Source organism: Streptomyces sp. NPDC023527 (assembly GCF_055560115.1).
On sequence record NZ_JBVHJJ010000002.1, the window covers coordinates 82,901 to 95,971 of the forward strand.

Here is a 13,071-nt window from a genome sequence, read left to right on the forward strand (position 1 = left end):
CGCACAGCACTCATGACCGGCCGAACCCCACCAAGAAGCGACAAAGACCCCCGTCTCCCTCCGATGTGCACGCCCGTCGAGGACTTCTACGCCATCCCGCACCAGAAGCTGCAGGCGATGGTCGAGCACGCGGACGTGCAACGCGTCATCGCGGTCGGCCTCAAGCTCAACGGCGCCGCCCAGGCCATCAAGAAGCTCGGCGACGACCTCAAGAAGCACATGGAAGGCGTCAGCTGGTCAGGCGAGGCCGGCGAGGCCTTCCGCAGGTGGGGCCATTCCATGGCCAATGAGACGATCCGGCTCAGCGAATACGTCAAGAAGGCCGACGAGTGGATGGGCTACGCCTCCACGGACCTGGGCAGCGCGACGCGGATGCCGAAGTACTCGCCTGAAGACCAGGCAACGGTTGACGCGTGGCTGAAGAAGCAAGTCCTCCCGATGAAGGAGGTCCCCCCGCCGTGGATGCAGGGCCTCAAGCCCGACAGCCCTCTGGACAACCCCACGCACAAGGACGCGTACAACGCCCAGCAGCGACTCATCGAGAAGCACAAGGCGGCGGCTGCGCTGATGAAGGCGCTGTCGGAGTCGTACGACCAGACGGGGACGCAGCTCTTGCGGGCGGTCAGGCCTAATTTTCGGCCTATGCCGGACAAGGTGATGCCGCAAGGGAGCGATGAAAAGGATCGGGGCCGCGACTTCGGGCTGTCTGACGGCGACTCCGGCTCGGTGCCGTCTGGCGGAGCTGGGGGGGCCTCGTCAGGGGGCTATGCGGGCGGCGCGTCGTCCGGTTCCGTGGCCGGCGGCGTATCGACGCCGTCCAGACCTGCGGAACGAGCCGTTCGGAGGCCGGACCTCGACCTCTCCGGCGGCATCGATACACCCCCTCGCGTGCCGGTTCCACAGCCCGACCGGCCCCCTGTCATCCCACCGGACGCCACGAAGCCGCAGATTCCTGCGCCGCATGTCCCTTTGCCCAGTTGGCCAGGGGCTGACCGACGCCCTGATCCAGGCCGCAGCCCAGGAGGGCCGATCCCTGAACGAGATGGACGGCCGACACCCAGGATCCCAGGGCCGGGCCCCGGGACTGGTGTCAGTCGCCGCCCGGACACCCGAGTGCCGAATGTGCCGCGTGACGGGATCATCGGTGGCCGTCCCACGCCGCGCGGACCGTCCGTGCCGTCGCAGAACCCCGGGCGAGTTCCGGTCTTTGGTACGGAGCCGCCTCAGCGGCAGGGCCAGACCCGGCCTCCTGTGGTCCCAGGTGGAAGCTTCGGTGGGGTGCCCGGGCCTGCGACCAGCAGCCCGGGAGCCGGAGTTGGCCGAGCCAGGGCAATGGAGCACGGTGGAGTCGTCGGGGGGCATCCGGGACAACACCCGGGCAGGGGTGGTAGTACGGCTTTCACCCCGGGTGGTACGGGCTTGCCGCGTGGCAGTGCCGCAGGAGAGAACCGGGGTAACTCGACAGCCAGGTCGGGAATGATGGGTGGTTTCATGCCTCCTGCGGGTATGGGGAGCGCTTCGTCGGAGCGACGGTCCGGCAGCCGACGTCCCGATTACCTCGTCGAGGACGAAGAGAGCTGGAGCCGCGGCGGCAAGCGCGTCGTGCCCCCAGTTATTGAGTAGAGGACATCCACATGCGTAGTGCCCGTGCTGTACGCGGGACATGGGCGGGAACGGCCCTCGCCGTTCTCGCCTCGCTGGGCGTGGCTTCGGCCTCGCCTGCCCATGCCGACACCATCCGCTCCCACCAGTGGCATCTGGACGCCATGCACGCGGACGAGATGTGGGAGACCAGCACCGGCGCAGGGGTCACGGTGGCAGTGATCGACTCGGGGGTGGACGCGAGCCTGCCTGATTTGCAGGGGCAGGTACTCGAAGGGAAGAACCTCTCGGGTGAGCTGGGCGACGCCCACACGGACGCCAGAAGCCATGGCACAGAAATGGCCGCCCTCATCGCCGGAACCGGCAAGCGGGGAGGCGGTCTCGGGGCCTATGGCCTTGCTCCCGGGGCGAAGATCCTCCCTATCCGTGTCGGCGGGAAGAACTTCTCCGATGACTCCAGGGCGATGGTCGAAGCGCTCCGGTACGCAGCGGACTCGGACGCCAGGATCATCAATATCTCGCGAGGTAGTCCGGGGCATAGCGAGGAAGAGGAGAAGGCCATTGCCTACGCTCTGAGCAAAGGAAAGATGATCTTCGCCTCGGTCGGCAACACGGGCGACAAGGGGAACGCGATGGAATACCCATCCTCCACCCCCGGTGTCATCGGTGTGGCTGCACTGAACCAGGACGGTGCCACCGCGAAGTGGTCGCAGCATGGTCCCCAAGTCGACCTCGCTGCACCCGGCGTGAACATGGTTGCAGCCTGCCCAGGCCGCACCGGCACCTGTCAGAGTGACGGCACTAGTGACGCCTCCGCCGTAGCCTCCGCCTCCGCCGCCCTGATCTGGTCCGTCCACCCCACCTGGACCGCCAACCAGGTCACCCGCGTCCTCATCAACACCGCCGGCGGCACCGGCACCAACGAGAAGCGCAACGACTATGTCGGATACGGCGCCGTCCGCCCCCGTATCGCGCTCAAAGACCCTGGCGACCCCGGCCCGGCGAACGTAAGCCCTCTGCCTGGCCCGGCCGACTCGGCTTACGCCTCACCACAACCGACCCCGTCCAAGCCTACGGGTGCCATGCCGCCCCGCGAGGAGTCCGCTTCCAACGACGGCAACACCCTCATGTGGACGGGAATCGGCCTCGGAGTAGCCGCAGCCGCCGCCGCGGGAGTCGCCGTCCCGGTAGTCATCACCCGCCGCCGCAGGCCTGACCGCGTCTGAGCTGCCCGGCCCAGGCGGGGACGGCCTCTGTTCCGCAGGCCAGTGACCGGTCAAGGCCGACCGTCAAGTGTTTGGAGGCCGTGACCGGAATCGAACCGGCGTAACTCGCTTTGCAGGCGAGTCCCTCAACCACTCGGGCACACGGCCAAGTCCGTGCCTTCCCTTTCGACCTTAGGGCGCGGTCCGAAGGTCCTCAATGGGCTCGGCCGCCCCGCCACGCGACCGACATGCCGCGTTCACGAGGCGAGAAAATCCTCCACCACCGGGCGGAACATCTCCGGCTCGTCCACCCAGGGGTAGTGGCCGGCACCGTGCAGCGGCCGCAGTATCGCCGACGGCAGGGACGCCGCCACGACCTCGCCCGCGCGCATGCCCGTGATCGCGTCGCGGTCGCCGGTGAGGACCAGGGTGGGGGCCTGGAACTGGCGCAGTCCGTCGAGGAGGGCAAGGCGGGCCGGTTCGTCGATGCCCTGCCAGAAGCCGGCGCGGGGGACCGGGCCGAGTTGGTCGGGTTCGGTGGCGGCGTGGGCGCGTTGGGGGGCGTCCCAGCGGCCGTAGGCCATGGGGGCCGCGCGGCGGAGGAGGTCGCGGACCTCGGCCAGGTCGGTGGTGGTCGGGAGGGTGTGGACGGCCACGTACGCGTCCGTCCACCAGTCCTCCGTGGCCCGTGACTCGAAGATCTCCTCGGCATCGGTGGGGAGTTCGCCCTGGAGCCGCGAGCCGGGCGCGACCAGGACCAGATGCGTCAGGTGCTCGCCGTGCGTGGCCGCGTACGCCTGCGCCGTCGCGCACGCCGCGTCGTGGGCGAGGAGGGCGAAGCGCTCCACGCCCAGGTGGCGGCGCAGGGCCTCCAGGTCCTCGGCGAGGGCGGGGAAGGCGTAGCCGGCCGGGTCGGGCGCAGGCGGCGAGGCGCCCGTGCCTCGGCTGTCGGGCACGACGAGGCGGCGGTGGGCGTCCAGACCGCCGAGGTCGCCCAGATACGCCGCGTCCCGGCCCGGTCCTCCGGCCAGACAGATCAGCGGCGGGGCGCCCGTCGAGCCGTCGCGGGCCTCCAGCACCCGGTAGGAGAGCTCCGCTGCGTCGTACGAGGTGTAATGCGGCATATGTTCATGTCTCCCCAGATAGGCGGGGATTATCCCCCGGTGTCGCTTGATCCAAAAGCAACCCCACGCCACCTCCCCCTCTATCCCAAATTCCGCTTATGATTCCGGCGTGTTCGACTCCCGGCACATCAAGACGTTCCACGCGGTGGTCACGGCCGGTTCCTACTCGGCGGCCGCCCGCGCCCTGGGCTATACCCAGCCCGCGATCACCCAGCAGATGAAGGCCCTCGAACGGGCCGTCGGGACCCCGCTCTTCATCCGCGTCGGCCGCCGCATGCGCCTGACCGAGGCCGGCGAGGCGCTCGCCCGGCACGCCGAGACCATCCTCGACAGCCTCACGGCCGCGCAGCAGCAGATGAGCTCCCTCACCCGGCTCCGCTCCGGCCGCGTCCGCGTCTGCGCCTTCCCCAGCGCCAGCGCCACCCTGATACCGGAGGCCCTGGCCCGCCTCGCCGCCGACCACCCCGGCGTACGGGTCGAGCTGCTCGAAGGCGAACCCCCCGACTCGCTGCAGCGGCTCGTGCGCGGCGAGTGCGACATCACGCTCGCGTTCACCTACCCCGGCCTGCACGAACAGGTCCCGGACGAGCTCGTGGAGATACCGCTCCTGGAGGACCAGCTGACGGTCCTGATGCCCACCGGGCACCCGCTCGCCCGCCGCCGCGCCGTCAAGCTCGCGGACCTGGCCGGGGAGCGCTGGATCGCCGGCTGTCTGCGCTGCCGCGCCAACTTCCTCCACGAGTGCGCCGAACTGGGCTTCGCCCCCGACATCGCCTTCACCACGGACGACAACCTGGTCGTGCAGTCCCTCGTCGCCGAGGGGCTCGGCGTCGCGATGATGCCGGGGCTCGTCCTGTCCTTCCTCCGCCACGACAAGATCACCGGCCGCGCCCTCGACCCCGCCTCCCGCCGTCAGGTCTCCGCGTACGTCCTGCGCGAGCACCTCCGCGTCCCCGCCACCGCCCTCGTCCTCGACGGGCTGAAGGCCGTGGCCGCCCGCCGCATAGGGTGTTGACCCAGCAGATCCCGCTGATTCCGTTCGAATTTCGCTCCGGCCACGAACCCGACTCATAAGCCCGACTTGGCGTCCCGTCAACAAACTGTCGTTGGACTGATGGTTCGCGCGGATCGACGCTGCTCGTATGACCACACCGACCGCAGCCCCCACGACCGCGCGCCTCGGCCAGCTCGTCGACGACGTCCGCGAGGCCGTAGGCCGCGGCCTGCCGCCCGACACGACGGCATACCTCGTCGGCGAGCGGCTCGCGGCCCACCTCGGCGCCTCCGACCTGCTCACCGCCGAACAGCGCGAGGGCGACCCCGACCGCTACCGCCAGCACGTCCTGCACGCCGAGCCCGACGGCAGCTTCTCCGTCGTCGCCCTCGTCTGGCTGCCCGGCCAGCGGACCGCCATCCACGACCACGTCTCGTGGTGCGTCACCGGCGTCCACGAGGGCGTGGAGAGCGAGCGCCGCTACCGCCTCGTCCCCGAGGGCACGACCGCCCGCCTCGTCGCCACCGAGGACGTCGTCAACCACCAGGGCGACGTCTGCGGCTTCGCACCACCCGGCGACATCCACCGCGTGCGCAACGCCTGTTCGTCCACCGCCATCTCGATCCACGTCTACGGCGCCGACATCGCCCGCCTCGGCTCCAGCGTCCGCCGCGTCTACGACCTGCCGGCCGACGAACTCTGATGGCGCTCCTGACCGCCCGCACGAGCACCCGCCCGGCCACCGCGACCACCGGCCGGCCCACGGGCAAGCTCCCCGGCCTCGCCATGGCCGCCGGCGGCGTCGCCGCCGCCTGGGCCGTGCACCGGCTCGTACCCGCCGTCCCCATGCTCACCGCCGCCGTCGTCCTCGGCATCGCGGCCGCGCACACCCCGGGCGTACGGGCCCGGGTACGCGGCATCGGCCGGCCCGGGCTGACGCTCGCCGGCAAGCGGCTCATGCGGATCGGCATCGTCCTGCTCGGCCTCAAGCTCGGCCTCGACGACGTGCTCGGCCTCGGCTGGGCCACCGTCGCGATGGTCGCCGGCGTCGTCGCGGCCACCTTCTTCGGCACGCTGTGGCTCGGCCGCCGGCTCGGGCTGCGCGGCGACCAGCCGCTGCTCATCGCGACCGGCTATGCCATCTGCGGCGCCTCCGCGATCGGCGCGGTCAGCGAGGTGTCGGGCAGCGACGAGGAGGACGTGGCGACGTCCGTCGCGCTGGTGACGCTCTGCGGCACCCTCGCCATCGCCGTCCTGCCGCTCCTGCACCACCCGCTCGGGCTCGACGACGCGCAGTTCGGCCGCTGGGTCGGGGCGGGCGTCCACGACGTGGGCCAGGTCGTGGCCACCGCGCAGACCGCCGGGCCGACCGCCCTCACCGACGCCGTGCTCGTGAAGCTGATGCGCGTGGCGCTGCTCGCGCCGCTCGTCGCCGCCGTCGCCATGTCCGTACGGGCCCGCCGCGCCGCCCCCGTCACCTCGTCCGGCAAGCGCCCCGCGCTCGTACCCCTCTTCGTCCTCGGCTTCCTCGCCATGGTCGCCGTGCGCACCACCGGCTGGGTGCCGGGCGTGGCGCTCGACGCCGCCCAGCACGCGCAGGAACTGCTGCTCGCGGCGGCCCTGTTCGGCCTCGGCAGCGCCGTCCACCTGCCGACCCTGATCCGGACCGGCGGCCGGGTCGCGGCGCTGGGGCTGTGCTCGTGGGTGGTGATCGCGGGGGCGTCGTACGGGGGTGTGCTGCTCACCACGTGAACGGCGCTCCGCGGAGGGGAGGGCGGGGACCCGGCACGCGGCCCGGGTCCCCGCCCCGCTGACCATGAAGAGGGCCCGCGTCCGGTCGCGACCTGCCGTCCCGGACCTGCCGCCCCGGGCCTCGCAACTAGGACGGAAGACCGAGTGGATCTCGTCCCAAAGACAGGGCCGTGAACCCGTTTTGCCTCTTACGCTGAGGCAATGACCGCCGCCGAACCCACCGAAGCCGCCCCCGACTCCACCGGCCCAGCCGTCACGGCGACCGTCCCCGAGGCCGAGCGGACCGTCCTCGGCCGCCGGTACCGCGCCCTGACCCTCGGCATCATCTCCGTCGTCTCCCTCATCGCCTTCGAGGCCAGCGCCGTCAACACCGCCATGCCGGTCGCCGCCCGCGCCCTCGACGGCATCGAGCTGTACGCCTTCGCCTTCTCCGCCTACTTCACCGCGAGCCTGTTCGCGATGACGCTGTCGGGGGAGTGGTGCGACCGCGCCGGCCCGCTGATACCGCTGTTCACCGGCATCGCGGCCTTCGGCACCGGCCTCGTCGTCGCCGGCTCGGCCCAGGAGATGTGGACGTTCGTGGCCGGCCGCGGGATACAGGGGATCGGCGGCGGCCTGGTCATCGTCGCGCTGTACGTGGTGGTGGGCCGGGCCTATCCCGAGCGGCTGCGGCCCTCCGTCATGGCCGCGTTCTCGGCGGCGTGGGTGCTGCCCGTGATCGTCGGACCGGTGGTGGCCGGCACCGTCACCGAGCAGCTGAGCTGGCGCTGGGTGTTCCTGTCCATCCCCGTCCTCGTCCTGCTGCCGCTGGCCGTGATGCTCCCGGCGCTGCGCGAGCTCCCCGCCGACGAGCGCACCACGAGCATGGACCGCCGCCGCATCCTGCTCGCCCTCGCCGTCGCGGCCGGCGCGGGCCTCCTGCAGTTCGCCGGCCAGGACCGCGCGTGGACGGCGCTGGCACCGGCCGCCGCCGGACTCGCGCTCCTCGTCCCCTCCGTCCTGCGGCTGCTGCCCAGGGGCACCTTCCGCGCCGCCCGCGGGCTGCCGTCCGTCGTCCTGCTGCGCGGCATCGCGGCGGGCGCGTTCCTCGGCGCCGAGAGCTTCATCCCGCTGATGCTGGTGACCGAGCGCGGCCTGTCCGCGACCATGGCCGGGCTCTCCCTCACCGGCGGCGGGCTGACCTGGGCCCTCGGCTCGTACACCCAGAGCCGCGCCCGCCTGGAGCCCTACCGCGAGCGCCTGATGAGCCTCGGCATGCTGCTGATCACCGCGGCCATCGCCCTCACCGCCACCGCGCTGATCGACGGCGTGCCCGCGTGGGCCGTCGCCGTCTCCTGGATCATCGGCGGCTACGGAATGGGGCTGACGATCTCCAGCGGCAGCGTCCTGCTGCTCAAGCTCTCCCGCCCCGGCGAGGAGGGATCCAACGCCGCCTCGCTCCAGATCTCCGACGCGCTCGGCAACATCGCCCTCGTCGGCGTCAGCGGCGTCCTCTTCGTCGCCCTCGGCGGCGGCGCCGCCGGCGAGGCGGCCGGCCACGCCTCCGACGCGGCCGCCCCGCCGGCCGCCTTCGCCGTGGTCTTCCTCACCATGGCGGCGGTCGCCCTCGTCGGCACGTACGTCACCACCCGCCTCAAGCCGCAGGTGGAGTCGGTGCGGGCCGACCGCGCGGGGTGTGACGTCAGTCCCACCCTCGGGTGACCGCGCGGCGTAACCCCGGGGCGTGAACCTCCACGCAGGTAGGCTGACGCGGTTGCCGACCGCCGACCCAGCCGACGGAGACCGTGACTACCACCACCACCGCCAGCCACCACCTCTCGCCCGCCTTCCCCGGCCGGGCTCCCTGGGGTACCGCGAACAAACTGCGCGCCTGGCAGGAGGGCGCGATGGGCAAGTACATCCAGGAACAGCCGCGCGACTTCCTCGCCGTCGCGACCCCCGGCGCCGGAAAGACCACCTTCGCCCTGACCCTCGCCTCCTGGCTGCTGCACCACCACGTCGTGCAGCAGGTGACCGTGGTGGCGCCGACCGAGCACCTGAAGAAGCAGTGGGCGGAGGCGGCGGCCCGCATAGGCATCAAGCTCGACCCGGAGTACAGCGCCGGCCCCCTCGGCCGCGAGTACCACGGCGTCGCCGTCACCTACGCCGGTGTCGGTGTGCGGCCCATGCTCCACCGCAACCGCTGCGAGCAGCGCAAGACCCTCGTCATCCTCGACGAGATCCACCACGCCGGTGACTCCAAGTCCTGGGGCGAGGCGTGCCTGGAGGCGTTCGAGCCGGCGACCCGCCGCCTGGCGCTGACCGGCACGCCGTTCCGCTCCGACACCAACCCCATCCCCTTCGTCACGTACGAGGAGGGCGACGACGGCATCCGCCGGTCCGCCGCCGACTACACCTACGGCTACGGCAACGCCCTGGCCGACGGCGTCGTCCGCCCGGTCATCTTCCTCTCCTACAGCGGCAACATGCGCTGGCGCACCAAGGCCGGCGACGAGATCGAGGCCCGCCTCGGCGAGCCCATGACCAAGGACGCGATCTCCCAGGCGTGGCGTACGGCCCTGGACCCGCGCGGCGAGTGGATGCCGAACGTGCTGCGCGCCGCCGACCGCCGCCTGACCGAGGTCCGCAAGGCCATCCCGGACGCCGGCGCGCTCGTCATCGCCGCCGACCAGGACTCGGCCCGCTCCTACGCCAAGCTGATCCGCGAGATCACCGGCGAGGGCGCGACGGTCGTCCTCTCCGACGACTCCGGCGCCTCCCAGCGCATCGACGACTTCGCCGCCTCCGACGCCCGCTGGATGGTCGCCGTCCGCATGGTGTCCGAGGGCGTCGACGTGCCCCGGCTGGCCGTCGGCGTCTACGCCACGACGATCTCCACCCCGCTGTTCTTCGCCCAGGCCGTCGGCCGCTTCGTACGGTCCCGCCGGCGCGGCGAGACGGCGTCGGTCTTCGTGCCCACCATCCCCACGCTGCTGACCTTCGCCAACGAGATGGAGGTCGAGCGCGACCACGTCCTCGACAAGCCGAAGAAGGACGGCGAGGACGACCCGTACGCCGAGGAGGACAAGCTCCTCGCCGAGGCCGAGCGGCAGCAGGACGAGGACACCGGCGAGGACGACCAGCTCTCCTTCGAGGCCCTCGAATCCGACGCCGTCTTCGACCGCGTGCTCTACGACGGTGCCGAGTTCGGCATGCAGGCGCACGCGGGCAGCGAGGAGGAGCAGGACTACCTCGGCATCCCCGGCCTGCTGGAGCCCGACCAGGTGCAGATGCTGCTCCAGAAGCGGCAGGCCCGGCAGATCGCGCACAGCCGCAAGCGTCCGGACACCGAGGCGGACCTCCTGGAGCTGCCCGCCGAGCGGCGCCCGGTGGTCACCCACAAGGAGCTGCTGGAGCTGCGCAAGCAGCTCAACTCCCTGGTGGGCGCGTATGTCCACCAGAGCGGCAAGCCGCACGGCGTCGTCCACACGGAGCTGCGCCGCGTGTGCGGTGGGCCGCCGAGCGCGGAGGCGACGGCGGGTCAGCTGAACGAACGCATCCGCAAGGTGCGGGAGTGGGCTACGCGGATGAAGTAGGGCGCCCTCAAAACCGTCCGCATCCTGGGACACCCCGCCCCGATTACCGGAAAACGACTCCACACTGCCCGGATTGTGGGCAGACTCTTCCGCTGAGCGGACCGGCGGCGCTACCGTGCCGGTCACGCACACGCCCCGTGGCAGCGCCGCCGCGGAGCGCAGCCGGTGCATGCGTAAAGCGGCCGGCGGCCTCTCTCGCGCGCTGCCGGACGGGACCGGTGGCGCACCCCACCGCGACGAGAGCCGCCACTCATCGGAGGAGGGGCGTCGTGACCGCGGAGACCTCGCAGACGCTCGACCGGGGACTGCGCGTCCTCAAACTGCTCGCCGACACCGATCACGGGCTGACCGTCACCGAGCTGTCCACCAAGCTCGGCGTCAACCGGACGGTGGTCTACCGACTGCTCGCCACCCTGGAGCAGCACGCTCTCGTACGCCGGGACATCGGCGGCCGCGCCAGGGTCGGGCTGGGGGTGCTGCGGCTGGGCCGCCAAGTGCACCCGCTCGTACGGGAAGCGGCCCTGCCCGCCCTGCGCTCGCTCGCCGAGGACATCGGGGCCACCGCCCACCTCACGCTCGTCGACGGCACCGAGGCGCTCGCGGTGGCCGTCGTCGAGCCGACGTGGACGGACTACCACGTGGCCTACCGCGCCGGGTTCCGCCACCCCCTGGACCGCGGCGCGGCGGGCCGGGCGATACTCGCGGCCCGCCGGGGCGAGACCGACAACCCCGGCTACGCCCTCACCCACGGTGAGCTGGAGGCCGGGGCGAGCGGCGCCGCGGCGCCCCTGCTCGGCGTCCTCGGCATCGAGGGCAGCGTGGGCGTGGTCATGCTCTGCGACGCCATCCCCGACCGGGTGGGCCCCCGGGTGATGGAGGCGGCGAAGGAGGTCGCGGACGCGCTGCGGTGACCCGCCGTACGGGCGGCTCCGCGTCCCGGCGCGCCCGCCCGGCGAGGGGCTGCCCGTCATGGGAGGGGCGGGAGTGAACTAGATTTCACGCATGCCAGCTCCGACCCCGACCGTCGCCCGGTCCCGTCGTGCCCGGACCCTCGCCGTCTGTGCCGCCCCCGTCGTCGCCCTGCTCGCCGTGGCCGCGTTCGTACCGCTGCCGTTCACGCTCGCGCAGCCCGGCTCCACGGTGAACGTCCTGGGCAGCGAGGAGGACAAGCCGGTGATCGCCGTGAGCGGGGTGAAGAGCCGCCGGACCAGTGGGCAGCTGCGGATGACGACCATCGTCGCCACCGGACCGCATGTGGAGGTCACCCTGGCCGACGTCGTACGCAGTTGGTTCCGCACCGACCGCGCCGTCATGCCGCACGACTCCGTCTACCCCGTCGGCGACTCCGACCGGGAGGTCGAGGAGCACAACGCCTCCGAGATGAAGGAGTCGCAGGACGACGCGACCCGGGCCGCCCTGCGCTATCTCCACCGGTCGCCTGACCAGGTGAAGGTCGACCTCAGCGCCGGCACCATCGGCGGCCCCAGCGCCGGCCTGCTCTTCACCCTCGGCATCATCGACAAGGTCGACGGCGACGGCCGGGGCGGCGACCTCACCGGCGGCCGGACGATCGCGGGCACCGGGACGATCGAGCCGGACGGCACCGTGGGACCCGTCGGCGGCGTGCCCCTGAAGACCCAGGCGGCCCGGCGCGACGGGGCCACGATCTTCCTCGTACCGAAGAAGGAGTGCTCGGAGGCCCAGGCCAACCTCCCCGAGGGGCTGCGCCTGATCCCCGTGGACGACCTCGACGACGCCGTGACGTCGCTGCGGGCCCTGGCCTCGGGACAGCGGGACAAGATCCCCAGCTGCTGACGGCCGGCCCGCCGGGATCAGCCCTCGGTGATGAAGCCCTCCTTCACCAGCCAGTCCTTCGCCACGGTGTGCGGATCCTGCCCCTCCACGTCCACCTTGGCGTTGAGCTCCCGCGCCACGTCGTTCGTCAGCTTCGCCGTGATCGGGTCCAGCACCTCCTTGATGGCCGGGTACTTCCGCATGGTCTTGCTGTTGATCTCGGGGGCGGCGTTGTAGTTGGGGAAGAAGTGCTTGTCGTCCTGCATCACGACGAGGTTCATGGCCTTGATCCGCCCGTCGGTGGTGAAGACCTCGCCGAAGGTGCAGGAACCGCCGCCGGAGACCTGGGTGTAGACGATGCCGCCGTCCATCTTCTGGATGCTGGACGCCGGGAGGGTCATGCCGTACGTCTTCGCCATGCCCGGCAGCCCGTCGTTGCGGACCGCGAACTCGCTCTCCACGCACACCGACACGGCCGACGGGTTCTTCTTCGACAGGCGGGCGACGTCCGAGAGGGTGCGCGTGCCGTACTTCTCGGCCTTGGCCTGGTTCAGCGCCAGGGCGTAGGTGTTGTTCAGGGCGGCGGGCTGGAGCCAGCTGATGCCGTTCCCCGCGTCGGCGTCCACCACGGCCTGCCACTGCTGCCGGGGGTCGACGATCGGCTTGTCGTGGCCCAGATAGGTGATCCAGGCCGTGCCGGTGTACTCGTACATCCCGTCGGCGCCGCCGGTCTTGACGGCCTCCCGGGAGCCGATCGAGCCCTGGATGTTGGTGCGGTCCAGCACGTCGGCGCCCGCCGCCTCGAAGGCCAGGCCCATGATCTGGCCGAGGACGATGTTCTCGCTGAAGTTCTTCGAGGTGACGGTCAGGTCGGCGCCCTTGAGCGGCAGACCCCGGCCGATCGAACCGGGCTTGACGTCGTCGACCATGGGGGAGCCGCTGGTCAGCCCGCAACCGCCGAGCGCGAGCGGGACGAGCAGCGCGCCCGCCAGGGCGGCCGCCGGAAGGACCGCGGGCCGGCGCAT

The 13,071-nt window shown here is 71.7% G+C and carries 11 protein-coding genes and 1 tRNA gene; 9 read left to right on the top strand and 3 right to left on the bottom strand.

Annotated features, from left to right (window positions below; genetic code table 11):
- The first annotated feature begins 63 nt into the window (after positions 1-63).
- The gene (locus tag ACZ303_RS03845) at positions 64-1,623 is read left to right on the top strand and encodes a hypothetical protein (RefSeq protein ID WP_467334729.1); all 1,560 of its coding nucleotides are present in this window, start codon (positions 64-66) and stop codon (positions 1,621-1,623) included.
- Positions 1,624-1,634: 11 nt separating this feature from the next.
- Positions 1,635-2,828, top strand: coding sequence for a type VII secretion-associated serine protease mycosin (gene mycP / locus ACZ303_RS03850; RefSeq protein ID WP_467334731.1), 1,194 nt, complete (start codon positions 1,635-1,637; stop codon positions 2,826-2,828).
- Between the two features lie 72 nt (positions 2,829-2,900).
- Here the strand turns inward: mycP and ACZ303_RS03855 are convergent.
- A tRNA-Cys gene (locus ACZ303_RS03855) sits at positions 2,901-2,975 on the bottom strand.
- Between the two features lie 89 nt (positions 2,976-3,064).
- Positions 3,065-3,931 carry an alpha/beta fold hydrolase gene (locus ACZ303_RS03860; RefSeq protein ID WP_467334733.1) on the bottom strand — a complete coding sequence of 289 codons (867 nt, stop codon included), beginning with the start codon at positions 3,929-3,931 and terminating at the stop codon, positions 3,065-3,067.
- 109 nt (positions 3,932-4,040) lie between these two features.
- Between ACZ303_RS03860 and ACZ303_RS03865 the strand changes: the two genes are divergently transcribed.
- The 7 genes from ACZ303_RS03865 to ACZ303_RS03895 all read left to right on the top strand — a co-directional run bounded on the left by ACZ303_RS03865 (position 4,041) and on the right by ACZ303_RS03895 (position 12,067).
- Positions 4,041-4,946: a LysR family transcriptional regulator gene (locus ACZ303_RS03865; RefSeq protein WP_467334735.1), complete on the top strand. Its 906-nt coding sequence runs from the start codon at positions 4,041-4,043 to the stop codon at positions 4,944-4,946.
- A 127-nt stretch (positions 4,947-5,073) separates the two neighbouring features.
- Complete coding sequence (locus ACZ303_RS03870; protein WP_467334737.1) at positions 5,074-5,628, top strand: cysteine dioxygenase family protein; 555 nt, start codon at positions 5,074-5,076, stop codon at positions 5,626-5,628.
- Entirely contained in the window at positions 5,628-6,677 is a 1,050-nt protein-coding gene (locus ACZ303_RS03875) for a YeiH family protein (protein ID WP_467334738.1), read from the top strand. The genes ACZ303_RS03870 and ACZ303_RS03875 overlap by 1 nt, the downstream gene beginning before the upstream one ends.
- A 201-nt stretch (positions 6,678-6,878) precedes the next feature.
- The gene (locus ACZ303_RS03880; protein ID WP_467334740.1) at positions 6,879-8,378 is read left to right on the top strand and encodes an MFS transporter; all 1,500 of its coding nucleotides are present in this window, start codon (positions 6,879-6,881) and stop codon (positions 8,376-8,378) included.
- 83 nt (positions 8,379-8,461) lie between these two features.
- Positions 8,462-10,252, top strand: a complete 1,791-nt coding sequence (locus ACZ303_RS03885; RefSeq protein ID WP_467334742.1) for a DEAD/DEAH box helicase — start codon at positions 8,462-8,464, stop codon at positions 10,250-10,252.
- Positions 10,253-10,521: 269 nt separating this feature from the next.
- Positions 10,522-11,163: an IclR family transcriptional regulator gene (locus ACZ303_RS03890; protein ID WP_467334744.1), complete on the top strand. Its 642-nt coding sequence runs from the start codon at positions 10,522-10,524 to the stop codon at positions 11,161-11,163.
- A gap of 91 nt (positions 11,164-11,254) precedes the next feature.
- Positions 11,255-12,067, top strand: a complete 813-nt coding sequence (locus ACZ303_RS03895) for a YlbL family protein (protein WP_467334746.1) — start codon at positions 11,255-11,257, stop codon at positions 12,065-12,067.
- A gap of 17 nt (positions 12,068-12,084) precedes the next feature.
- Here the strand turns inward: ACZ303_RS03895 and ACZ303_RS03900 are convergent, their stop codons facing one another.
- A complete protein-coding gene (locus ACZ303_RS03900; RefSeq protein ID WP_467334748.1) occupies positions 12,085-13,071 on the bottom strand; it encodes a glycine betaine ABC transporter substrate-binding protein in 987 nt (328 codons plus the stop codon).

Bases quoted from the DNA above. Each gene is read 5' to 3' on its own strand.
- ACZ303_RS03845 (WP_467334729.1), top strand. From the start codon at position 64: ATGTGCACGCCCGTCGAGGACTTCTACGCCATCCCGCACCAGAAGCTG.
- mycP (WP_467334731.1), top strand. From the start codon at position 1,635: ATGCGTAGTGCCCGTGCTGTACGCGGGACATGGGCGGGAACGGCCCTC.
- ACZ303_RS03860 (WP_467334733.1), bottom strand. From the start codon at position 3,931: ATGCCGCATTACACCTCGTACGACGCAGCGGAGCTCTCCTACCGGGTG.
- ACZ303_RS03870 (WP_467334737.1), top strand. From the start codon at position 5,074: ATGACCACACCGACCGCAGCCCCCACGACCGCGCGCCTCGGCCAGCTC.
- ACZ303_RS03875 (WP_467334738.1), top strand. From the start codon at position 5,628: ATGGCGCTCCTGACCGCCCGCACGAGCACCCGCCCGGCCACCGCGACC.
- ACZ303_RS03880 (WP_467334740.1), top strand. From the start codon at position 6,879: ATGACCGCCGCCGAACCCACCGAAGCCGCCCCCGACTCCACCGGCCCA.
- ACZ303_RS03895 (WP_467334746.1), top strand. From the start codon at position 11,255: ATGCCAGCTCCGACCCCGACCGTCGCCCGGTCCCGTCGTGCCCGGACC.
- ACZ303_RS03900 (WP_467334748.1), bottom strand. From the start codon at position 13,071: ATGCGCCGGCCCGCGGTCCTTCCGGCGGCCGCCCTGGCGGGCGCGCTG.